This window comes from Clostridioides mangenotii TR (assembly GCF_000498755.1).
Taxonomy (GTDB): domain Bacteria; phylum Bacillota; class Clostridia; order Peptostreptococcales; family Peptostreptococcaceae; genus Metaclostridioides; species Metaclostridioides mangenotii_A.
The window spans coordinates 64,728-88,839 of the sequence record NZ_AXUS01000002.1; the positions used below are offsets into that span (position 1 = coordinate 64,728).

The window sequence follows — 24,112 nt, forward strand, 5'->3', positions numbered from 1 at the left end:
TATATCCAATATCCTTTTTAAGATTACCCTGCAGTTACTTCACTCATCCACATAGAATAATACTTTCCTTTATTCTTCATAAGTTTTTCGTGACTTCCCTGCTCAAGTATTTTGCCATTGCCTACTACTAAAATATTATCAGCATTTTTTATTACTGAAAGATTGTGAGCAATCATGATTATAGTTTTATTTTCCTTAACTAATTTAGATATCGCATCTTTTACATAAAGTTCATTTTCAATATCTAAAGATGCTGTAGCTTCGTCTAGAAGAAGAATTGGGCTATCTTTTAATATTGCTCTGGCTATTGAAATACGTTGTTTCTCCCCACCAGACAATCTATTTCCATTTTCCCCTACAAATGTATTGTAGCCTTTTTCTAGATCTGTTATAAAATTGTTGCAGTTGGATGCTTTACAAGCTTCAATTATTTCAAAATCTGAGGCTGCAGGTTTCGCAAATTTTATATTATTTTTTATACTATCATTAAATAAGAAAACATCTTGATATACCATTGAAACATTCTCTAGTACTTTCTCAGAGTTTACATCTTTAGTTCTTAATCCACCTATTATTATATTTCCGCTATCCGCTTCATAATATTTTGAAATCAGATTGAGTATAGTAGACTTTCCTGATCCAGAATCACCTACAATAGCAGTTAATTCACCGTGTTTAGCTTTAAAACTAACATTGTTTAATACTGGATTATTATCAACATAGCTAAACGAAATATTCTTAAATTCAATATCGTAGTTTTGAGGCTCAAAGTTATTTTCAGAGTAATTATCCTCTTCTTGTTGTGCCAAACTATCCATAGATTTTTTTGATATCATAAGGTTTTTATATGTTGTTAAGTCTATAAAAAGTGTTCCCATTAGTTGGGATATAAAAAATGATAATATTACACAAATTATATACTCTGGTGAACCGAGATCATTTGTTAGCCATTTAGCTCCTCCAATTACAATCGTTAGCGGCATACTTAAATCCATTATAATTCTATAAAGATTCCCAATCGGTACAACTTTAGATTCAAATTTAAAACTTATATCACTTATATCTTTTAATGATTTATTAATCTTATCATTTTTTACGCCACCTAGCCCATAACTTCTAAATGTTTGTATCCCATTGATATATTCAACTAGATCACTTACATTGTCATCGAGTATATCCTTCTTCATTCCTCCGTATTTTGTTACAAGCTTTGCAGATAGTACCATAAAAGGAATTATAAGCAATGCTAAAACTATATTTATCGAACCGATAACTGGATTTATAGTTGATAAAAATAACAGTGTAACTACTACTAAAGTTATATTTTTAGCGATTTCCCCGATCTTATGGCCTAAAATATCTTCATAGTTATTCACATCGTTCGTTATTATGTTGATAAATTGACCTGTTTTATATTTAGAAAAATTTATTAGTGGAAGATTTTTTATCTTATTTCCCAAAAAAATCCTTATATTCCTTGCAGTTGATGACCCACCAGTATGTCCTAATGTATAACCTATTGAATATAAAAGTAAACGTACTACAAATATACCTACTAATAGAATACATAAATTTATCAGTTTACCTATTTCAAAAGTATCTTTAAACAGTGAATCTATAGTTAAAAATACAATTCCAAGAACCGAACCGGTAAGTAGACCTTCAATTACATTTAGTATGATCGAAAATGTTAGCTTTTTATCTCTTTTTATCCATACAGATTTCTCCATATTACACACCTGCCTTTACTGCGTACTCTATCAGCCTTGTTTTATCGTATATTTCAAAAATTCTGCGATAATAGTCATTAACTTTTAGAAGCTCATCATGTGATCCTATATCTGTGACAGTATTATTTTCAACAACCGCTACCCTATCACATTTCTTTACTATGTTTAACCTGTGCGCAACTATAATTACCGTCTTACCTTTACATAAATTATCTATAGCTGTGTCTATGTCTCGTTGATTCTCTGGGTCGGCCGCTGAAGTAGCCTCATCTAATATAAGTATAGGGGCATTTTTTAATATAGCTCTTGCAATTGCAATTCTTTGTTTCTCGCCGCCACTAAAACGCGAACCATACGCTCCCACTTTTGTACTATAGCCTTCTGGTAAACTTTCAATAACATCATGGATCTGCGCCTTTTTAGCTGCTTCTATTACTTCTTCAATAGATGCACCTGTACCCATTTTAATATTATCGAAAATTGATTCTTTTGTAAGAAAAGTATTTTGAAATACGATTGATATATTATCTAATAAAGTTTCATAGTCCAAATCTTTTATATCCTTATCGCCGATCAATACTCTTCCTTTGTCTATATCGAAAAATCTTGCAATAAGTTGTATTATTGTACTTTTACCAGCTCCAGATTTTCCGACTAGTGCTATTTTCTCACCCTCATTAATTGTTAGATTTACACTATCTAATATATTTGTTTTTTATCATAAGAAAAACTTACATCTTCAAATTTGATCTCTGTATTCTTTGGAAATTCTGAACTACCCTTTTTATATGCGGGTATTTCAAGAATCTTACTTGCATTATTTACTCCATTTAGCACTTTTGAAAAACTTGAACCTAATTCCATCAAAGGACGAAGCTCTGAAAGATAAAGGCTACCTACAAAGGCAAATAACATCAATCCTCCCGCACCTATTTGTCCATGATTGTACATTATCCCTCCTGCTGGAATTATAACTGCTACACCACACTGCAAAATTATAACGAAAATCGCATATAAAGGTCCCATTTTATGTGCTACTTTTTTCCACAAACTCTGCTGCTCGTCTATTGCACCTTTATACTTTTTAAAAGAATCAGAACCCATATTGTAAGCTTTTATTAACTTCATACCATTTATATATTCAATCATTACTGAATTTAAATTTCCGATAACCCTATTGAGTTCACTCATTCTTTTATTTTCACCCTTAAACATTTTAAGTTGGATTAAAATCCCAATAGGCACTGGTATCAACGAGATTAGAGCTAGTTTTGGATTTACAGTACACAGATAAATAAATATAGCTATCGGTCCACTTAAATACATAAAAATTTCAGAAAGATGGTGTGCTAAAAATAACTCCAACTTCTCTATATCTTCGCTAATTACTTTTTTAATTTCTCCAGAATCTCTATCACTTAAATATCCCAAAGGTATCTTAGCCATATGATTAATGATCATACATCTCACTTTGTAAAGAGCATTATACGCTCCTTTATGTGAAGCCACTATTCCTACTGCCATAAATACATATCTTACGATAATAGAAATCGCTAGTACAACACTATACTGAAATACCATATTCATCGAAACATGTTTATAAAACACAATTTCAATGATTTTATATATAGTGATATAAGGAATTACTACCATAAGTCCGCTTACAAGGCCACAAAATATAGAAAAATATAACTTGTATCTTTCTTTTCCAGCCCATTTAAATAAAACTAAAATAGGATTTTTCTTTTTCTTATCCATAATTCTCCCTCCAATATTCTTTCGTAAATATAGGATACTTTATGGACAATTCATTATCTACTCCGTTAAACCGCAAATGCTCCATTTTGAAATACAATTTCATTTGATAATTTGTATCACGCTTTAAATATTATTCTTTAAACAAAAAAGTCAGGAAATACTCGCTTCCCGACTTTTGTGACTTTTATAATATTCTCATACTTAACTTATATTTCCATACTTTTACATCTTTTCCTTAAATCACTTATAATACTTTACTATTTTAATTTTCCTACCTACTAGATACTCTATATTCTGATGGAGTCATACCGAATTCAGATTTAAAAGCATTAGAAAATTTGCTGTTATTTATATAGCCTACTAAATTGGCGACGTCAGAAATACTTAAATCCTCTTTAACAAGCAATTCCTTTGATTTTTTCATTCTATAACTTTTTACATAAGCATAAATTGAGTTTTGGTATATCTCTTTAAAGCCTTTTTGTAAATCTGTAGCATTAACGCCAACCATATCAGATAGCTCTTTTATAGTTATATGGGAATCCATATTTGTTATTAAAATTCTCCTTGCTTCTTTTATCTTATCTACAAATGATTTAGGAAAGTACGTTTTTTCTTTAGTTTTATAATCCGAATTGCTTAAAATATAAAGTAATAATTCAACTACTTTTATTTTAAGAAACTTATCCTTAAACTTATCTGGAATCACATACAGTTCTTTGAAAATATGTTCTAGACTTTGATTTCCGTGGTTTACTATACAAGTATCAGAATTAAATAAAGAATTTATCATATTTTTAATCTCTTCTTCTGAAACACCAAGCATATTTCCGATACTCTTTGTTGCTTCATTCAAATAAAGCATTATTGTTAATCCCTTATAATGTTTAGTTGTAAAATCTGCTAGAACAACTCCTGTACTGTATCCAAAAATGGAGATATCTCCACCTCCCATATACACAATTTTGCTATTTGGGAGTTCACTTTCCAAACAACCCTCTAAGCAGTAGTTAATTTCTAAGGAATCTACACTTATCTTAAACTTTTCGCTAAGTGGTTTATATATTTCAAAGTCATTATAAGTAAGCTCAACACCGCTCATTACGCTATAACTTTTTATAGTTCCACTTCCGAATTTATCCGAAATATTATATACAACATGATCTCCCATGTGTTGTTTTGAATCGATAATATGTCTAAACATATTCATATCCTGGTCAAATTTTCTTATTTGATATTCACCGCCTAACATAATTTTTTTATGTGTATTATATCACAAACAGTCTTATGTTATCTAATTTCTTTGGTTTATAAAAATAAACAAACTATACCTGCGCTATCATTACTTTTCTATACATAAATGTCCCTAATAAATTTGATAAAAACCAACCGATTACAATTGACCAACTTATCCCTGTAAATCCCATTGATGTTTTAGCTAATACAAATGCTAATAACACTCTTATCCCTTGTGATACAAAAGTTAATATAATCGAAACATTTACTGCCCCTATTCCTCGGAAAAATCCATAGAACATTACTATGCATCCGAGCAGTACATAAAAAATACAAACAATACGAAGATAACCTACTCCAACTGATATAATATCTACTGACTCTTTCTTTACAAATATTGAAATCAAATCTGGTGCAAATATAAATACAACTATAGATATTATAAAAGAAATTATTGCTATTAGTTTTAAAATAACATAGAACCCTTCTCGAATTCTTTTTGTATTCCCTGCACCTTTATTTTGTGCTACATAGGTTGAGAACGCGTTGCTTAGATCTTGTAAAGGTCTGTTTGCAAACTCATCAATTTTTGAACAAGCCGCAAATGCTGCCATAACAGTAGTTCCAAATGTATTAATCAATCCCTGAATCATTAACATACCAAAGCTAGATACAGATTGTTGAACTGCTGTTAAAACAGAGTAACTTAAAATTGTTTTAAATAGATCTCTACTAAATACAATATCCTTTCTCTCGAAATTTAGAAATTTCATATGTTTTGCTGTGAAGATAGCACACCATATTGCTGCAAATCCCTGAGCAATAAATGTGGCTAATCCAACACCTACAACTCCCATATGAAATACTATAACAAAAACTAAATCTAATATAATATTTAAAATACAAGAGACAATTAAAAAATACAATGGTGATTTTGAATCCCCAATAGATCGTAACAAATAAGCACACACATTATAGATTCCTGTAAATACAAGCCCAGATAGTATAAATCTTAGATACTCTACAGAATACGTAATAGTATCTATTGGCATCTGAAATAAGTCGATTATTTTATACATAAATACGTTTGTTACAATGCTCAATACAATACTTATAGATAGTATAAAAATAAATGAAGTAGATATAGCTTTTTTCATTTGATCATATTTTTTTGCTCCGTAGAGTTGAGAAAAAAATGCAGATGCTCCCATGGCTAATCCAATTAAAATAGATGTCACAAAGCTCATAATTAAGAAACATGAACCTACTGCTGCAAAGGCCTCTTTTCCAACGAATCGACCTACAACTATAGAGTCTACAACATTGTATATTTGTTGAAATAAATTTCCAATAAACATAGGAATAAAGAAACGTACAATTATTCCCATTGGTTTTCCTTTTGTCATATCTGTCTCCATAATATAAACCTCCCTTATTAAGAGATACACTCCTTCACTTCTGGCAATTTATATGCAATAGCCATTTCTCCAGTTATAGGATTTGTATATATGTCACAATCAATTTCATATACTGACTTTACAAGCTCTTTAGTTAATATTTTATCTGGCTTTCCATGAGCTACTATTTCACCATTTTTTACCACATATAGAATATCGCAGTATGTTGCCGCCATTGATAAGTCATGGAGGGCAGCTAGCACTCCTACGTTTAATGACTTAACAGTTGAAAATATCTGTAGTTGATATTTTATATCTAGATGATTTGTTGGCTCATCTAAAATTAGAAAATTTGGTTGCTGAGCTATAGCCCTAGCTAGTATTACCCTTTGTTTTTCTCCACCCGAAAGTGTTAAATAACTTCTATCTGAATATGCGGCTAAATCCACTTTTTCTAAGGCATCACACACAATCTCATGATCTTCTTTGCTATCTGCCTCCATGATGTCTTTATGTGGTGTTCTTCCCATCATAACCATATCGTAAACAGAAAAGTCGAAGCTCAAATCGTTAAACTGCCCAACAACTCCTAACTGCTTAGAAACTGACTTTGATTTCGATCTTAAAATATCCCTTTCTCCGAGAAATACAGATCCCGTTTCAGGTTTAATTACTTTATATATACTTTTTAACAAAGTTGACTTTCCACATCCATTTGGTCCAATAATCCCCACAAACTTTCCATCATCAACATGTAATGAAATATCTTTTACAATTTTTGATCCTGATAAAGTCACAAATAGGTTCTCTACTTTCAAATTCAAATTACTTCCCTCCAAACCCATAACTTTTCTTTACCAACATATACATAAATACAGGAGCTCCAAGCAGAGATGTTATAATACCGATTGGAAGTTCCCCATTTGGAATTATAGTCCTTGCAAATATATCTGCCCAAATCAAGAATACAGCCCCACATAGAATACTTATGGGCAATAATCTTTTGTTGTCAGATCCTACGATGCTTCTGATTATATGCGGTACTATTAATCCTACAAATCCTATAATCCCACAGCTACCAACTATTACTCCTGTCACCGCGACAGATATCACCATATAAACTCTTCTGTACGCATTTAAATTTACACCCAGAGTTATCGCAGCTTCTTCTCCAATCATCATAGTATTCATTATTCTTGATTGAAATAAAAGTATAATTACGGCCAATGTTACGACAATTGCAACTATAGGCAGTTTTTCCCATTGTGCAGAACTTAAGCTTCCCATAGTCCAAAATGTCACAGAACGAATACCTTCTGCATCGTTGGCAAAATAAACAATAAAACTTGAGATTGCATTACATAGCGCATTGATCACAGTTCCAGTAAGAACTAATTTTATAGAGGACATCTTTCCGCCTATACCTGCAAGCCCCATTACTAAAATAGCAGCTATAAATGCACCAATAAATGCCCAAAATGCAACTCCAAATTGGCTAAAAATTCCTGCAGACCCGAAACCAATCATAATAGAAAATGTTGCTCCTAGTGAAGCTCCAGATGATATTCCCAGTATATAAGGATCTGCTAATGGGTTTTGTACTGAAGCCTGCATAACTACTCCACATAATGTAAGGCCGATTCCAGCAATCATTGCAAGTAAAACTCTAGGTAAACGGATTTGCCAGATAATATCTCCAAACATTCCCAACTGAGTTGAATTGCCAGTTAGTAAGTCAGTAAATTTCTTAATTAATATTTGATAAGATTCTGCAATCGGAATAGATACTTGACCAATTGATACTGAAATAATTATAGAAAGTACTAGTGTAATAACTAATGCAATAACGACTATTGTAAATGTAGAACGCTTTTTTAAGATACTATCATAATTAATTGTATTGTCTTTCTCTGTACCTATTTTTTGTGTCGATGACATATCTAATTTCCTCCAAACATCTCTGGATGAATAAACTCAGCAACATCTTTATATAAATCAGAGAGTTCAAGACTTCCACGTATTGCATTTGTATAATCTGCTACCATCACATTTCCTGTTTTTATTGCAGTAACATTTTGAAGTTTTTTATTAGAAATAAGCTTGTTTTTTATTGCCTCGCTGTTAGAACCTTGAAATTCTGTAATAATTATTTTTTCTGGATTTGCAGCAATAATTGACTCAGTGGACATTTCCATATATGAATCCTTTGATAGTTCTACATACTTTCCACCTGTATCCTCAATAACTTCATCGATAACACACCCTGAACGCGGATAATAATCATAATTTTCACGGCCAGCGCTTGCTACAAGTAAAACACTAGGTTTACTATTTGCCCTTTTTGTAACTTCTTTAACTTTATCTATCCTTTCATTTTGTTCTTCTAAGTACTTGTTTATCTCGCTTTCAATATTAAAAGTCTTTCCAAAGTTCTCGATATCTTTAATGTATTCATCAATACTTCGTCCGATAGTAAAATTAACCGCAGGAAGAGTTGGTATACCCCTCTCATTCCAAAATGAAATACCCCCTACTCTATCTTCTTTAAAAGATGAAGACATTGCAAAAATAATATCAGGCTGTAAAGCGATAATAGACTCTACAGATGGCCATGATTTAGACATAACTGGCATTTTAGATATTTCATCTTTATACTTCGAGAAAGATTGATCTAGATATCCTATACCAACAACTCTATCTTGAAGCCCAAATTCAATCATCAATTCAGCCATTGCTTGTCCGATTACTACAACTTTCTTTGGCTCTTTATTTATAGTTTGCACTATCTCTTTTCCTTCATTTGTATAAACATTGAGCTTTAAAGGATAATTATTTTTACTTTTCTTACTATCGTCTTCTTGTTGATGTACACTTATATTATGATTTTCTTTGTTATCATTTTGTGTAGATTTGGAGCAACCCGGCAACATTAAAATGAAAACAGCCCCTATAAATAGTGTCATGTACTTTTTAAACATTTTTACCTCCTTGTAATCCTTAATTGATAATAATTTTCATTATCTTCTCAAGAACTATAATATCAAAGTAACATGTATGATCTATGTTGATGCAGTCACCGTTTATATTGAGAAAAAATCTTTTTGAACTAAAATTGAATTTTGAATTATATTCATTTTATTTTTTAATGTGTAAAACAAAGAAGTCAGGAAACATCTGCTTCCTGACTTCTTAAACATTTATATTAATAAAAACTAAGCTAAAACGCTTTGTCTATCGTACAATCTTGAATAAATCCCTTTATTATTTACAAGTTCTTTATGTGTACCCACCTCATCAATCACTCCATTATTTAAGACTACTATCTTATCCGCATTTTTAACAGTAGACAATCTATGAGCTATAATTAATGTAGTACGTCCTTCTGCTAATACTTCTAATGCCAATTGTATAGCCGCTTCTGTTTCCGAATCAAGTGCAGAAGTAGCCTCATCTAATATCAATATAGAAGGATTCTTTAGGAACATTCTGGCTATTGATAGTCTTTGTTTTTGGCCTCCTGATAATTTAACTCCTCTTTCGCCAATAAAAGTATTCAAACCATCAGGCATAGCTAGTATAACCTCTTCGAGTTGGGCTTGCCTTATCGATTTCCAAATCTCATCTTCTGTTGCATCTAACTTACCATAAGCTATATTTTCACGTATTGTCCCGTCGAATAGAAATACATCCTGTTGTACAATACCTATATGATTTCTTAATGAATTAACCGTCATATCTTTAGTATCAATTCCATCAACATATATATTGCCTTCTTCCAAATCGTAAAATCTAGGTAGAAGACTGCATAAAGATGATTTACCCGACCCAGATGGTCCGACTAATGCAACAGTTTCGCCGGCATTGATTTTTAAATCTATATTACTTAAAACATTGCTATCTGTATTCTCATAGTTAAATGTAACATCTTTATATAAAATATCGCCTTTAACTTTATCGATATCCTTTGCACCTGGTTTATCTTTTACATCTGGATTAGTTTCTAAAAGATTAAGGAATCTTTTAAATCCTGCTACGCCTTTTGGGTAGGTCTCAATAATAGATGCAATCTTTGCGATCGGAGATAAAAATACATTTGACAACATTACGAAAGAAACAAATTCACCATTACTCATTTCTCCCTTTAGTACAAACCAAGTTCCACACAGTAATACAAATATAGATACTAATTTCATAAGTATAAAACTTATAGATGAGTTCCACGCCATAATTTTATATGTAACACACTTTGTTAAAAAGAAACTATGGTTATTTTTTTGAAATTTCTTAATTTCGTAATCTTCGTTAGTAAAAGCTTGAACAACACGCATTCCACTTACATTGTTTTCTACACGTGCATTGTAATTAGCTATTTCTTCATACATATGATCAAATGCAATCGCCATTTTCTTACTAAAGTATAAAGAAAGGTATATCATAAATGGAACAGTAATAAAAGTTATAACCGTCAACTTTAAGTTTATTGAAAGCATAATAGATAATGCCCCTATAAGAGTCATCGCCGAAATAAACATATCTTCTGGACCATGGTGGGCTAATTCCCCCATATCCATTAAATCGTTTGTCATCCTAGAAACTAAATGTCCAGTTTTATTATTATCAAAAAATCTAAAAGACAATCTCTGAACATGCTCAAAAAGCCCTTTTCTCATATCTGCTTCAATACTTATACCTAGCTTGTGCCCCCAATAGGTAACAATATAATGTAAAATCGAGCTCACAAAATATATGCCGAACAAAATTATACATCCATAAAGGATATATGTCCAATTTCCTTTTGGCAATAGATCGTCTAACACTATACTTATTGCTAATGGGAAAACAAGTTCTAATAAAGCTGACAAAGTAGCACATGAGAAGTCTACAATAAATAGTTTTTTATATGGCTTGTAATAGGAGAAAAACTTCCTCAAAATATTCAATTAGAATTCACTCTCCTTATTTCTGTGTATTCATTTTTTATTAAGTCATAAGTAATACAAACGGGGCGAAGAGTTCGAGGGTCTTTTACTATTTCAGCATCTATATTAAAAGTTTTCTTAAGTACCGACCTATTCATAACCTCATCAGGAGTTCCGCTAGAAATAATTTCTCCACCTCGGATTGCAATCATATAGTCAGCAAAACGAGCTGCGAGATTTAAATCATGTATTACCATAACAATAGTACTGCCTTGCTTTTTGTTTAAATCGTACAGTAATTCCAATACTTCTAATTGGTGAGATAAGTCTAAATATGTAGTAGGCTCATCTAATAAAATTATACCTGTCTGTTGTGCAAGAGCCATAGCTATCCAAACTCTTTGTCTCTGCCCTCCAGAAAGAGTGTCCACAGACCTGTCAGCAAATTCCGAAATTTTTGTAGCGTCTAATGCCCAAGAGATAATTTTTTTATCTTCAGGTGTAAGACTTCCCAATCCTTTTTGATGTGGATATCTTCCATAAGCTACTAGCTCACCTACAGTAAGTCCGTTTGGGGATTGAGGAGACTGTGGTAAAACTGCCATTCTCTTTGCAATCTCTTTTGTAGATAGCTTTCTAATGTCATCGCCATTTATATAAATCATTCCGTTGTTTGGCTTCATAATACGACCTAAAGACTTTAGTATCGTAGATTTACCACAGCCATTAGGACCAATGATAGTGGTTATTTTACCTTCAGGAATACTTGCATTTAGATTTTCTACTATTATACTCTCATCATAAGCTATAGATAGATTTTTTGTTTCTATACTAATCATTTTTTTATTACCTACTTTCTATATATATGAATAATTATTATTCTGAACGAGCTAGAAGATATATAAAATAAGGAGTACTAAGAATTGTTATGATTATACCAGTAGGTATATCTGCACCAAAACTTACAGTACGCGTTATTGTATCAGCTAAGATCATAATCAATGCCCCTATTAGAGCACAACTTGGAAGAAGTACCTTGTGATTGGGGCCTACAATCTTTCTGGCTATATGCGGTGAAATAAGTCCTACAAAGAACATAGATCCACCTAATGCTACACTTCCAGAAGCTAAAGCTACTGCTGCTATAGATAATCCTAAAAATTCTTTTTTTACTGGAACTCCAACTCCTGTAGCTAATTGATTGCCTAAATTAAGAATATTTAAAGTTCTCGCTTTATAAAAAGCATATAGACAAAATACAAATATCCAAGGTAGTAAAATAACTATATATCTCCAATCATCTCCCCAAAGACTTCCCACTAACCACTTTTGTGCAAAGTCGAATTGATTACGGTTTAATTTTAGTGTAATAAATAGAGACAGAGCTCCAAATCCAGTATTCATCGCAACACCTGTAAGAACAAGCCTTGTTGGGGAAATATCCGAATTTCGTTTATAAGATAGCGCATAAATTAGTACTGCGGCTATCATTCCACCAATAAATGACAGCACCGGTAAGGCAATGGCTGATGAAACCCCATTAACTGCAAATACTGATATATAAACAAGCATGAATAATCCTGAACCAGAACTAATTCCTAATATTCCCGGATCTGCCAGATCATTTTTAAACAAAGCTTGTAAAATGCAACCTGATGTTGCCATACCAATACCTACAAGTATTGATAAAACAATACGTGGTAGACGAAATTCGTAAACAATTAAGTTTTGTTTTGATGTACCATTACCAAGTACTACATTAAGTACTTCACTAGGATTAAGGTTCATCTTTCCAACATTCATACTAACTATAACTGCTAAAAGTAAAGCTAAAAACAGTATAAAAATCAATATATTTTTTTTCGTGACTGGATTTATTCTCATTCAAATGACCTCCTTTCCTTTCTTGAAATATAAAGAAAGAAAGGCACTCCAATAATCGAAAACATTATTCCTAATGGAGTTTCATAAGGCTTATTGATTAATCTTCCAAATAAATCAGCACCTACCATAAAGGCCGCTCCATATAAAGCTGATGCAGGTATTATATATCTATAATCAACACCTACTAGGTAGCGCATCATATGAGGTATAATTAGACCTACAAATCCTATAGGACCTGCTATAGAAACAGATATTCCTGCTAGTATAAGCACTACTATAGATGCAACAGATTTTACAAATACAGTTTTCTGGCCTAATCCCTTTGCTACATCTTCACCTAAACTTAATACAGTGATTGATGGGGAAAGCACGATCGACAATATCATACCAATTACAAACCACGGTAATACTACCAGAAGCTCTCCAAAAGAGACACTTGCTACTCCTCCTGACGACCAGTAGCTGAGTTGTTGACCGATATTATACTTAATTGCAATAAAAGTACTCATCGCACTGAAAAGCATAGATATTGATATCCCTGATAGTACAAGCCTTTGTGGCGTCATTCCCCTCTTGCTTAATGATGCTATGAAGTAAGTTATCCCTACCCCTAGCCCTGCTCCTGCAAATGAAAATAGGCTAAGATTAGAGTACGAACCACCTGGGAAAAAGGCTAAACATATTGCTATTGCAAATGCTGCCCCTGAATTTACTCCCATCAGCCCCGAGTCGGCTAATGGGTTTCTAGTACTTCCCTGCATTATTGCTCCTGCAACCGCCAAACTTGCTCCAACAATAATATCTCCAAAAGTACGAGGCACACGAAGTGTTCTAATAATTTGATGTTCTGTTATACTTGGATTAAATTTTATTATCGCTTCCCAAGCTGTTGCTATATCCATATTTGCTGCACCAAATGAAATAGATCCAGCTAAAAAGATAATTAGAAGTACTAATCCTATAATCATATATAAAACAAAATCTACTTTATCTCTTTTTTTTGATTCTAAATTTTGTGTTTGCATTTCAATTCCTTCTTACATAATTATTTTATAAAACTTTAAATTATAAAAGATCTAACTATTAGTAGTGTCTAGAATAGCATTAACGAATTTATCAAGTTGTACATTCATAGAATATATATCCGCATAGAAGTATAATTCTCCGCTAGTATTTATAACTCTTCCTTCTTTTACTGCTTTAATATTATTCCATATATCGTTGTCAGTTAAGAAATTTGGACCTCCCCAAGTTGAGTTAATTACATAATCTCCACAGTATTCAGGTAAGGCTTCTAGTGATAGCTCTCTATATTGGTCTGCATCTATAATTTCTTTTTCTATTATATCTGGCGCTTTAAGGTCAAGGTAGTCATAAAATATCTCTCCTCCTCTACCATATTTATTACCGAATAACATCAATGTCTTACCAGAATCACTTTCTATTAATGTAAAAGTCTTATCCATTACTCCTGCTTTATTTAACTTTTCTTTGCTATCTATCACTTTTTGTTTAAAATTATCAATTACCTCTTTAGCTTCTTTCTGCTTACCAACAGCCTCACCTATAAGAGTTACTCTCTCTTCCGTAGTTAGTTCTCCAAAAGGAATAAGTATAGTTGGTGCTATTTTATTTAATTTTTCATAATCTTCCTCTTTTACAACTATCAATAAATCTGGATCAACTTTCATTACTTCTTCCGGCTCCCATTTTTCAATTGTTGCCACACCTGCTAGTTCATTTTTAAATGCCGATTCTTCCTTAGGTTTTTCTGTTGCTATAGGTTTTACTCCCAATGCTAGTAAGTCCCCTTGGTAACAACTTACAGCTACTCTCTTTGGGTTTGATGGAACTTCAATATCACCTTTAACAGTTGTTACTTTTCTTGTCTTAGGCTCAACCTCTGTTTTTTTATTAATATTACCACTATTGGAGCAACCAATTGCCAACATCGAAATCATAAAAATCATACAAACTATAATAGTTAGTTTTATTTTTTCTCCAATCACTTTTTATCTCCTCACCTTTATGAGTATTATATGTATGACCTACATTTTTTTCTCAAGATTAGATCTACTTATTAGTAGTAGCTAGAATATCATCTACGAATTTATCGAGTTGCACATCCATAGAATATATATCTACATAAAAGTATAATTCTGCGCTAGTTTTTATAACTTTTCCTTCTTTTACTGCTGACATATTATTCCATATCTCGCTTTCTGTTAAAGTATCCTTTCCGCCCCATGTTGAGTTAATTACATAATCCTCACAGTACTCAGGTAAAGCTTCTAAAGATATCTCTCTATACTGGTCAGCGTCTATTATCTCTTTTTCTATTACATCTGGTGCTTTAAGATCTAGGTAGTCATAAAATATTTCTCCGCCTCTACCGTATTTATTACCGTATATCCATGTCTTACCAGAATGACTTTCTAGCAAAGTAAATTTCTTATCCATTAATCCCGCTTTATTTAACTTGTCTTTGCTATCCTCTACTTTTTGTTTGAAATTCTCTAGTACTTTCTTAGCCTCATCTTGCTTTCCAACAACTTCACCTAAAAGAGTTACTCTCTCTTCTGTAGTAAATTCTCCAAAAGGAATAAGTACTGTCGGCGCAATTTTATTTAATTTTTCATAGTCTTCATCTGTTGTAACTATTAACAAGTCTGGGTCAAGCGCCATCACTTCTTCCGGTTCCCATTTTTCAATTTCTTTGACACCCTTTAACTCATCTTTAAATGCTGTTTCTCCTTCAGCTTTCTCTGTTGCTATAGGTTTTACACCTAATGCAAGTAAATCACCTTGGTAGAAATTAACGGCTATTCTTTTTGGATTAGCAGGAACTTCAATCTCACCTTTAATAGTTTTCACTGTTCTAGTTTTAGCTTCACCTGCTGACTCTTTGTCGTTACTACTATTAGAACACCCAATTGCCAACATAGTAATCATAAAAATAGTACAAGCTATAGGAATAAATTTTAATTTTTTCATAGTCATTTTCTAACTCCTCATTTTTATAAAGTTTTGTATAAATATATTTTTTTATTCATTTCATCCAAATTTATTTTATTTGTTTGTTAATTTTAAAATATCGTTTACAAAAATATCAAGCTGTGCACTCATAGAATAAATATCCATATAGTAGTATAATTCTGCGCTAGTTGTTATAACTCTACCTTCTTTTACAGCTTTTATATTATTCCAAAGACCATTATCTTTTAAATTATCTTCTTTAGCCCAAGCCGACTTAATTATGTAATCACCACAATATTCAGGTAAAGCTTCTAATGATAGCTCTATATATTGATCTCCGTCTATTATATTTTTTTCTATCAAATCTGGAGCTTTTAAATCCAGATAATCGTAGAATATCTCTCCGCCTCTACCCCATCTATTACCGAACACCCATACTTTTCCGGAATTGTTCTCTAACAAAGTAAAAGTTTTATCCATTACATCTGCTTTTTCTAACTTCTTTTTGCTATCTTCTATTTTCTTGTCAAAATCTTTGAGTACTTTCTTAGCCTCATCCTGCTTTCCAACTACCTCACCTATAAGAGTCAATCTCTCTTCCGCAGTAATCTCAGTGAATGGAATAAAGATTGTAGGTGCTATTTTATGGAATTTTTCATAATCCTCTTCGCTAATTACTATTATTAAATCTGGATCAAGTGCCATTAATTCTTCTGGCTCCCATTTTTCAATTTTAGTAACATCTTTAAGTTCTTCTTCAAAAGCTGTTTCACCCTCCATAAAGGAACTTGCCATAGGTTTTATGCCCAATGCAAGTAGGTCTCCTTGAAAATAATTTATAATTATTCTTTTAGGATTTGCAGGTACTTCTATATCTCCCTTAACTGTTTTTACAATTCTGGTTTTAGAAGTATCCTCCGATTTTTCATCTATATTACTACTCTTCGAACAACCAATTGCCATTATTGAAAATACAAAAACCATACACGCAACAATTAGTACTTTAAATTTTTTGATATTCATTTTTTCCTCCGTTTTTATATAATATAAAATAAATTCATAATTAATCTTTGAATTACATTAGCTAGCTATAATCTATTCATGAGTATTATATCAATATACTTTTTCAACTGTCAATAATTATCATTTGCATTTCATAAGGTTATAAATCTGATAATCCCAATCGAATTCAAGTATTTTCAATGCTTAACGAGTATTTCAACTTTGATTATAGTGTAGTATTGGTACATAATTATACCGTTTTGGATCATTAGAGATATTGTTTAAAAAATATTAATATGTTAACATGTGGATATAATTATATGATTTCTTACACAATAGTTTATGAAAGGGTTAAATTTATGAGTATAGATAAAAAAACAGCTGAATTGATCGAGGACTTTGCATTACAATTAAATTGCAAGAAATCTGAATACGGTAATGGAAGTGTCTATAGATTTCCTAAAGAAAATGGAGATAGTTGGTTTGTAGAAGTAAATCCATATGATGGGTTAATATTTAGCGATGCTTATTTTACACTACTTAAGCCATTTACTTATATTTACAATGTCCCAGAAAATCATATATTGATGTGCTCTTTATATAGCGGAAATATAACTATTATTGAAAATGGAAAAAAAACAAGACATTTATACCAAGGCATACATCTTTTGATTAATAGAGGTAAAGAGCTTAAAATAATTATCGGTGCAGATAAACCTGTATGGTATACATTTTCCCTGTTAAAAGAAGATTTTATGTTGAAAAATATGAACGACTTTTCGCATTATTTATCCGACAATTTAGTTATAAATCCAAATCATTACAACACACCTGAATTGCTAATGATCTTTGAACAGTTAAAATACGCCATTAGAAGATCTGATCTTCCATTTGTTTACTATTTAGGTAAGATGTATGAAATATTCTCAATAATTGCACGAAATTTAAAAAATGAAAATTTCTTAAATATATCCCGTCACAACCACTTAAGCTATCAAAATATGCAGTTTATATGGCTATTAAAAGATGAGATAGATAAAAATATTTTAAATCCACCTACATTAGAAGAAATGAAAAGTCTTACTGAAATGAGCGAGTCAAAACTAAGAAGATGCTTTAAAGCAACTTATGACAAAACAATTCATGAGTATATTAGACATAAAAAAATGGAACAAGCTCTTAGATTTTTATCTCACGACGATATGAGTATACACAATATCTCGACAACTTTAGGATATGAAAGTGCAAGCAAGTTTTCTGCAGCATTTAAAAAAGTTTATGGTATTACACCTAGCTCATTTAGAAAATCCTTTGATTTATAATTAATTATATAAACACAACAAGTATTTTCTAAATATCTCTGGTTAACTTAATTGAATCCGTTTTGTATTGGAGAGGTGTTATATTAAATTCCTTTTTAAAAGCGTAGCAGAAATTACTAGGATTTGAATAACCTATATCCAAAGCTATTTCGCTAATAGTTTTATCTGTATCCAACAATAATATAGATGCGCGTTGTAAGCTCATTTTCCTATGATATCTAAAAATTGTTTCACCATATATAGCTTTAAAACCTTTAACAATCTTGTTTTTATTAATTGCTAGTTGCTTTGAAATTATATCTATCGTTGGTAGCTCATATAAATTTTCCATTAAAATCGCTGGAATCTTTTTTATCTGACTAATTTCAAATTCATCCAACTGCACTTGGTCTGTTTCATAAGTATCCAAAATTTCATAAGATGCTATTTTTGACAATAATTCCATAACTTTGCTCTCTAAAAATAAAACTTTAGATCTATGAGGTAACTTACAATTAAATATCTGTAAAAATATATTAGAAAGTTCTGGTGAAACTTTGATACCTCGATAGTATTTGTTTCTTAGATCATTTTCCAATTTTTCTATGGTATCTTCCCATAATTTTATTCCACTACTTCCAAAATACGATGAAATAGCTGATTTGTCAGTAGTTATAGAAATCCCTTGGTATTTCTGACCAGCAAAATTAATTACCTTTCCACAAGTTTCACGTGAAGTTGAGATAGAGATATCATTTGAATATAAACATGTATCTCCTACTTTATCTTCACTAAATTTTAGACATCCATCAACACAGTATTCTATTTCAAAATATTCATCAGACAAGTCAAACTCAGTAATCATATCGTGATTGAATATTGTATCGTATATTACAAGCATTACATTGTCCATCAAGTTATAAAATTTGATTGATCCTTTTCCATACTCCTGCTTTATATCATATATTACTTCTTTTTCATTATCGATAAATTTAGAATCTCGTATTGTAGAAAATTGTGAACGCATTGATGAATATTGCATGAGCATTGATGAACATTCATCTTTTGTATTTATTTTAAATTTATGTGTCATTGCTAAACCCCCTTTCCTATATTGTTTTTATCATTTAGATGAAATTATTGATAATGTAATTCATTGTCATTTACTTAATTATATTTCTTTTCATTTATATTATCAATCTCTTTTTATCCTTTTATGTTAGTTCAATCTTTTTAAGTAGGGAAAAAAATTAAAGGAAATAAATAAGAATCTAAAACTAACATAATAGTAAAAATTAAAAAGCGCATACAAAACAAAATGTTTTATATGCGCAATTAAATTATCGGATCTTAATACTATTCGTGGTGCCCGCCACATTGTCCATGATCTTTATTACCACCACATTTTCCGTGTTCTCCATGTCCCCCACACTTTCCGTGCTTTTCGTGTTTACTTCCTTCTCCGTGTCCTCCACATTTATCATGATCACCGTGACCGCAACAAGATTTCTCTTGTGATTTAAGATTTCCCGCTAGATACTCTTTAACAGCAGTCTTAACACTCCCGCTTGCTCCAACAATCATTTCGATTCCCTTTTCGTTTAATAATCTTGTAGCTCCTTCTCCTATATGAGAAGCTATAACAACATTTACACCCATATTTCCTAAAAATTCAGGTATAAATCCTTTTTTATGTCCAGGATTTTTTATAGTCTCTTCCTTAACTATTTCATTTGCATCTGTATCAAATACCATAAATTCTTCACAATGACCAAAGTGATTATCAATCACTGATTCTTTACTTGCAATAGCTATCTTTTTCATTTTAATTCCTCCAATATTTTTTTATTATTTTAATAAATCAACTTCATTTGTTATTTGCCACACTCTTTGTCATGCCTGCATCTTCTTCTGCAACAACCTTTTCCACACCCATCGTCAGTATCACAGAGCGTATACTCTCCACCTTCAATCCAAAGCACTTTTCCATTTACTAATGAATCTGCTAATTTTTTTCTGGCTTCAATATATATTCCCTGAACAGTAGTTCTCGCAATGCCCATCTGTTTAGAAGATTCTTCTTGGTTTAAACCCTCAAGATCAATAAGTCTTATCGTCTCGTATTCATCTACTGTCATCTTAATAAAGTGTTCATCATTTATTGTCTTGTCTAATGGTCCAAATTTTATGTAATTTGGGAGACAACATACTTTTCTCCACTTTCTCGGTCTAGGCATACTATCCTCCCTTTTCATCACAAAAATAAGTTATTGACATATGTCATAATTAATTCTATCTCTATTGATGACATATGTCAATAACTTTATTAAATATATTAAAATATATTTGTGTAAATTATATTATTACAGCACTATAATATTGTAATAATATAATTTCATAAAAAAGACCACTAGACTTTATTAATAATTGTACATGCCTTATTAATCGGTTAGTTTAGCGGCCTTTTTATAATGTTGATATTTCTTTATTCAATTATTTATAGCTTACTATTTCTACTCCTTCTCCTTCAATAATCTTGATTAGCTCTTCAAGATATTCTTGAGACGGCCTTTTAAATTCTTCTGTTGGCTTATCTAATCCGAGCGCTTCATATTTTCCGTCTCCAAAGGAATGGTATGGTAGTAATTCTATTTTTGGTCCTGTAATGTTTTCTTTGACATACTTAGCTGTTTTTTTGATATTTTGAAAGTCTGAATTTACTCCGTCAATCACTGGAATTCTTACTACTATAGGTACTTCCAACTCATTTATTTTTGCTATGTTTTTTAAAATTTTACTGTTTCCTACGCCTGTGAAATTTCTGTGCTTAACTTCATCCATATGCTTAATATCTATAAATATCAAATCTAATTTTGTCAGTATATCTTTCACTTTCTCAAATTCAAAGTATCCACATGTCTCTATCGCCATTTGAATTGCTTTATCATAGAGTTCATTTACTAGCTCTCTGAGTAAATCTTCTTGTAATGTGGCTTCTCCTCCTGAAAAAGTTACTCCGCCATTTGAATAGCTGTAAAATATTTTTTGCTTTTCTATAGCTATAATTATATCTTTAACAGTGTATTTATAAATTAAATTTTTTCTGCTCTTTGTTGGGCAAACCTCTGAACAATTGCCACATGCCTTGCACTTATCTCTATTAATTTGCTCGTTTAAATTTATTCCTACGCCGTATACACATGAGTCAGTACACCTACCGCAGTTTACACATGTCTTTTCGTAATATGCAATCTTGTTAGAGTAAGTATGACTCTCTGGATTTGAACACCAACTGCATCTTAGAGGACAACCAGCGAAAAATATATTTGTCCTTATTCCATCGCCATCATTAACAGAAAGATTCTGTGGTTCCATAATATATCCACTAATATTTTTCATACTACTTTCTCCTATAAACTTACTTTTATTTTAGTAGTTTTCATGAGCTGTTCTCGCTATTATCGCGTCCTGCATAGATTTTGATAAGTTTACAAATTGAGTACTGTATCCAGCAACTCTAACTAGTAAGTCTTTATAATCTTCAGGCTTCTCTTGAGCTTTACGAAGTACTTCAGTAGAAATAGTATTGAACTGAACGTGGAAAGCTCCTAATGAAAAGAACGACTGTATCATCGCCCCTAAATTACTTTGTCCCCTCTTCGTCTTAACCAAATCCTCATTTAATCTAAGGTTCAGTAGAGTTCCTCCAGAGTGAACATCTTGATTAAGTTTTGCAGCTGATCTCATCGCAGCTAGAGGTGTAGATGTATCTGATCCTGCAAATGGGGATACCCCTTCAGATAAGGGCTCTTTAGATCTTCTTCCACAAGGTGTAGCTCCTACAACCTTACCAGCTGGGAGATAATTTGAAATTCCCATAAATGCAGTATTGAAATTATTACCGTTTATATCTGTATACTTGTGACCTTCTCTATAGTAATGATTCGCCATTTTTATTGCAATATCATCTACATAATCTATATCATTTCCGTATTCGGTACGTTTAACGCAAGTTGTCTCAACTCATCATACCCTTCCCAGTTGGCATCCAGTGCTTTTACAATAGTCTCCATTGTAGTAACTCCATCATCAAATACGAGCTTTTTAATAACAGCTAGTGAATTTGTAGTAACAGCAAGGCCTATACCTGTTAAAACTGGCCCGAGGTTGTATTTTGCACCTGCATCCACTAGATCTTTTCCTTTTGTCATGCAGTCTTCTATACATGATGATAAAAACGGTCTCGGTACCATCTCTTTATGAAGTCTTTGTGCTACTAATGTCGCTATTATTGAATGCTCTATTAAATTGTCGAATTGCTTATAAAAAGCTTCTTCAACTTCTTCATAAGATACAAAACTCTCTGGATTTTTTTCATCTAGGCCTATTTTATCACCAGAGATCCTACTTTTACCTTTGTTTAACGCAAATTCCAGGGCTGCTGTGAAGTTTATATTTACAGCTGATGTCCACTCACCTGTTTTTCTAAAATGGGGAACTACACATCCGCAATTGTTCCAATCCCTTGCATCTTCTGGATCGTATCCTGCATTTATAAGCATTTGATATCCTGCACTGTCACTATGAATAGCAGGGAATCCAGTTCCTTTACTAACTAAATGTGTAACTGAATCTAAAAATTCACTAGGACAATCCTGATGAACTCTTACACTCAAACCAGGTTGATGAGCTTTTACTCTTTCCGTAGCATTTAAGCAAAAATAAGTCACATCATTAGTTGCATCTTTTCCTTCTCTTGTTTTCCCACCAACTGTCAGGTTTTGGAATTGGTTGTATCCAGCGAAGAAGTCAGCAGTGTTTGCCGATATAGTCCAAACCCACTCCGACAACTTTAACCAAAGAGAGTCCACAAGTTCTTGTGCTTTCTCTTTAGTTATAAACCCTTTTTCTAGATCAGCTTTGTAATAAGGATACATATATTGGTCAAATCTGCCTGGATTAAGTGCAAGTGGATTTTCTGAAATTATACCACCAACCTGTGTAAACCACATGAATTGAATAGCTTCGTAAAAAGTCCCCGGTGGATTTTTAGGCACTACATCACAGATCTCACCGATTATTAACAATTCATTTCTTCTAGCACTGTCGGTTTCTACATCAGCCATCTCTCTTGCTTTAGCCGCATACCTATTAGCAAATGTTATAATCCCTTCAGAAGTTATTATAATAGACTCATAAAACTCTTTCTTTTCCATATCTTCCGCTGAAGTTATAGATAGATTATCTATATTCTCTTCAGCTTCTTTTATGATGCCTCCAAAACCTTTTTTAAAAAGCACGTCTTGGTAATCTGGAGTAATTTCACCAACGGCTTGTCTCCACTTTGAGTCGTTATCTACAAAACCTGTATCTACTGCTACCTTCGCAGTATCCTCAGGTAAACGAGATAAAAATGCTTCTTCTAGAGATTTTCCTTCCCAGTATGGGAATATATTTTTTCTTACATAAGCTCTTTGTTCATCAGTCATTATATATGGATCTTGAACTCTTTTATCAAAGTTATCCATTTCTCTATCTACCCACGTCCAAGAAAATTCAGGCGTTAGGATTCCACACTTTCTAAATTCACCAATAGCACCTACGATAAGCTCTCCATCAAAAATATTTATATTGAGTTGCTCACAAGTATCTCTAAATGCCTTTGCTCTTCTTATTGCTATTGATTGGCCTTCTGTCTTTTTATGAGATTCTGTCCATATTCTAGCTCTCTCATAGGAAATAGCTGGTTTAGAGTTGATGTAATTCTGTCTTGTTGACTCAATTCTTTCTGTGATCATAATTATCCCCTTTCAAACGTAATATATTTTTATTATATTTTGTACGATATATCGTACGTTTATAGCATTTATAATATCTACTGTATTTAACTATATTCTTTGAAAAACTTC

General features: G+C 32.0%; 21 protein-coding genes and 1 pseudogene. 1 reads left to right on the forward strand and 21 read right to left on the reverse strand.

What is annotated here, in order from left to right; translation table 11 throughout:
* Nucleotides 1-23: 23 nt before the first annotated feature.
* The 15 genes from T473_RS0101250 to T473_RS0101315 form a co-directional block, all read right to left on the reverse strand.
* Nucleotides 24-1,730, reverse strand: coding sequence for an ABC transporter ATP-binding protein (locus tag T473_RS0101250; protein ID WP_024620269.1), 1,707 nt, complete (start codon nt 1,728-1,730; stop codon nt 24-26).
* Nucleotide 1,731: 1 nt separating this feature from the next.
* Nucleotides 1,732-2,436, reverse strand: coding sequence for an ABC transporter ATP-binding protein (locus tag T473_RS19500; protein WP_330369326.1), 705 nt, complete (start codon nt 2,434-2,436; stop codon nt 1,732-1,734).
* A complete protein-coding gene (locus tag T473_RS19505; RefSeq protein ID WP_330369319.1) occupies nt 2,430-3,488 on the reverse strand; it encodes an ABC transporter ATP-binding protein in 1,059 nt (352 codons plus the stop codon). Before T473_RS19505 ends, T473_RS19500 begins: the two co-directional genes overlap by 7 nt.
* Before the next feature lie 271 nt (nt 3,489-3,759).
* Nucleotides 3,760-4,692: a helix-turn-helix domain-containing protein gene (locus T473_RS0101260; protein WP_024620270.1), complete on the reverse strand. Its 933-nt coding sequence runs from the start codon at nt 4,690-4,692 to the stop codon at nt 3,760-3,762.
* 121 nt (nt 4,693-4,813) lie between these two features.
* On the reverse strand, nt 4,814-6,142 hold the full coding sequence (locus T473_RS0101265) for an MATE family efflux transporter (protein ID WP_024620271.1): 1,329 nt from the start codon (nt 6,140-6,142) through the stop codon (nt 4,814-4,816).
* A 17-nt stretch (nt 6,143-6,159) separates the two neighbouring features.
* Nucleotides 6,160-6,945: an ABC transporter ATP-binding protein gene (locus T473_RS0101270; RefSeq protein WP_024620272.1), complete on the reverse strand. Its 786-nt coding sequence runs from the start codon at nt 6,943-6,945 to the stop codon at nt 6,160-6,162.
* A gap of 1 nt (nt 6,946) precedes the next feature.
* Complete coding sequence (locus T473_RS0101275; RefSeq protein ID WP_024620273.1) at nt 6,947-8,059, reverse strand: FecCD family ABC transporter permease; 1,113 nt, start codon at nt 8,057-8,059, stop codon at nt 6,947-6,949.
* Between the two features lie 2 nt (nt 8,060-8,061).
* Nucleotides 8,062-9,099 carry an ABC transporter substrate-binding protein gene (locus T473_RS0101280; protein WP_024620274.1) on the reverse strand — a complete coding sequence of 346 codons (1,038 nt, stop codon included), beginning with the start codon at nt 9,097-9,099 and terminating at the stop codon, nt 8,062-8,064.
* A gap of 234 nt (nt 9,100-9,333) precedes the next feature.
* A complete protein-coding gene (locus tag T473_RS0101285) occupies nt 9,334-11,061 on the reverse strand; it encodes an ABC transporter ATP-binding protein (protein ID WP_200865867.1) in 1,728 nt (575 codons plus the stop codon).
* Nucleotides 11,058-11,879, reverse strand: a complete 822-nt coding sequence (locus T473_RS0101290) for an ABC transporter ATP-binding protein (RefSeq protein WP_024620276.1) — start codon at nt 11,877-11,879, stop codon at nt 11,058-11,060. The genes T473_RS0101285 and T473_RS0101290 overlap by 4 nt, the downstream gene beginning before the upstream one ends.
* Before the next feature lie 37 nt (nt 11,880-11,916).
* Nucleotides 11,917-12,924: a FecCD family ABC transporter permease gene (locus T473_RS0101295; protein WP_024620277.1), complete on the reverse strand. Its 1,008-nt coding sequence runs from the start codon at nt 12,922-12,924 to the stop codon at nt 11,917-11,919.
* Nucleotides 12,921-13,949, reverse strand: coding sequence for a FecCD family ABC transporter permease (locus tag T473_RS0101300; protein WP_024620278.1), 1,029 nt, complete (start codon nt 13,947-13,949; stop codon nt 12,921-12,923). Before T473_RS0101300 ends, T473_RS0101295 begins: the two co-directional genes overlap by 4 nt.
* A gap of 51 nt (nt 13,950-14,000) precedes the next feature.
* Nucleotides 14,001-14,933, reverse strand: a complete 933-nt coding sequence (locus T473_RS0101305) for an ABC transporter substrate-binding protein (protein WP_242825826.1) — start codon at nt 14,931-14,933, stop codon at nt 14,001-14,003.
* A 64-nt stretch (nt 14,934-14,997) separates the two neighbouring features.
* The gene (locus T473_RS0101310) at nt 14,998-15,918 is read right to left on the reverse strand and encodes an ABC transporter substrate-binding protein (protein ID WP_038300145.1); all 921 of its coding nucleotides are present in this window, start codon (nt 15,916-15,918) and stop codon (nt 14,998-15,000) included.
* 75 nt (nt 15,919-15,993) lie between these two features.
* Complete coding sequence (locus T473_RS0101315) at nt 15,994-16,923, reverse strand: ABC transporter substrate-binding protein (protein ID WP_024620281.1); 930 nt, start codon at nt 16,921-16,923, stop codon at nt 15,994-15,996.
* A gap of 338 nt (nt 16,924-17,261) precedes the next feature.
* Between T473_RS0101315 and T473_RS0101320 the strand changes: the two genes are divergently transcribed.
* Complete coding sequence (locus T473_RS0101320; protein ID WP_024620282.1) at nt 17,262-18,224, forward strand: helix-turn-helix domain-containing protein; 963 nt, start codon at nt 17,262-17,264, stop codon at nt 18,222-18,224.
* Nucleotides 18,225-18,252: 28 nt separating this feature from the next.
* Here T473_RS0101320 and T473_RS0101325 read toward each other — a convergent pair whose 3' ends face one another.
* From T473_RS0101325 to T473_RS15910, 6 genes and pseudogenes are all read right to left on the reverse strand, one after another.
* Entirely contained in the window at nt 18,253-19,296 is a 1,044-nt protein-coding gene (locus tag T473_RS0101325) for a helix-turn-helix domain-containing protein (protein WP_024620283.1), read from the reverse strand.
* 263 nt (nt 19,297-19,559) lie between these two features.
* Nucleotides 19,560-20,027: a NifB/NifX family molybdenum-iron cluster-binding protein gene (locus T473_RS0101330; protein WP_024620284.1), complete on the reverse strand. Its 468-nt coding sequence runs from the start codon at nt 20,025-20,027 to the stop codon at nt 19,560-19,562.
* Nucleotides 20,028-20,077: 50 nt separating this feature from the next.
* Nucleotides 20,078-20,440: a DUF134 domain-containing protein gene (locus tag T473_RS0101335; RefSeq protein WP_024620285.1), complete on the reverse strand. Its 363-nt coding sequence runs from the start codon at nt 20,438-20,440 to the stop codon at nt 20,078-20,080.
* A gap of 256 nt (nt 20,441-20,696) precedes the next feature.
* A complete protein-coding gene (locus T473_RS0101340; RefSeq protein WP_024620286.1) occupies nt 20,697-21,602 on the reverse strand; it encodes a glycyl-radical enzyme activating protein in 906 nt (301 codons plus the stop codon).
* A gap of 30 nt (nt 21,603-21,632) precedes the next feature.
* Nucleotides 21,633-22,082: a glycine radical domain-containing protein gene (locus tag T473_RS19510; protein WP_416386988.1), complete on the reverse strand. Its 450-nt coding sequence runs from the start codon at nt 22,080-22,082 to the stop codon at nt 21,633-21,635.
* Nucleotides 22,083-22,112: 30 nt separating this feature from the next.
* Nucleotides 22,113-24,001: pseudogene (locus tag T473_RS15910) on the reverse strand (glycyl radical protein); the annotation flags it as partial.
* Nucleotides 24,002-24,112 lie beyond the last annotated feature (111 nt).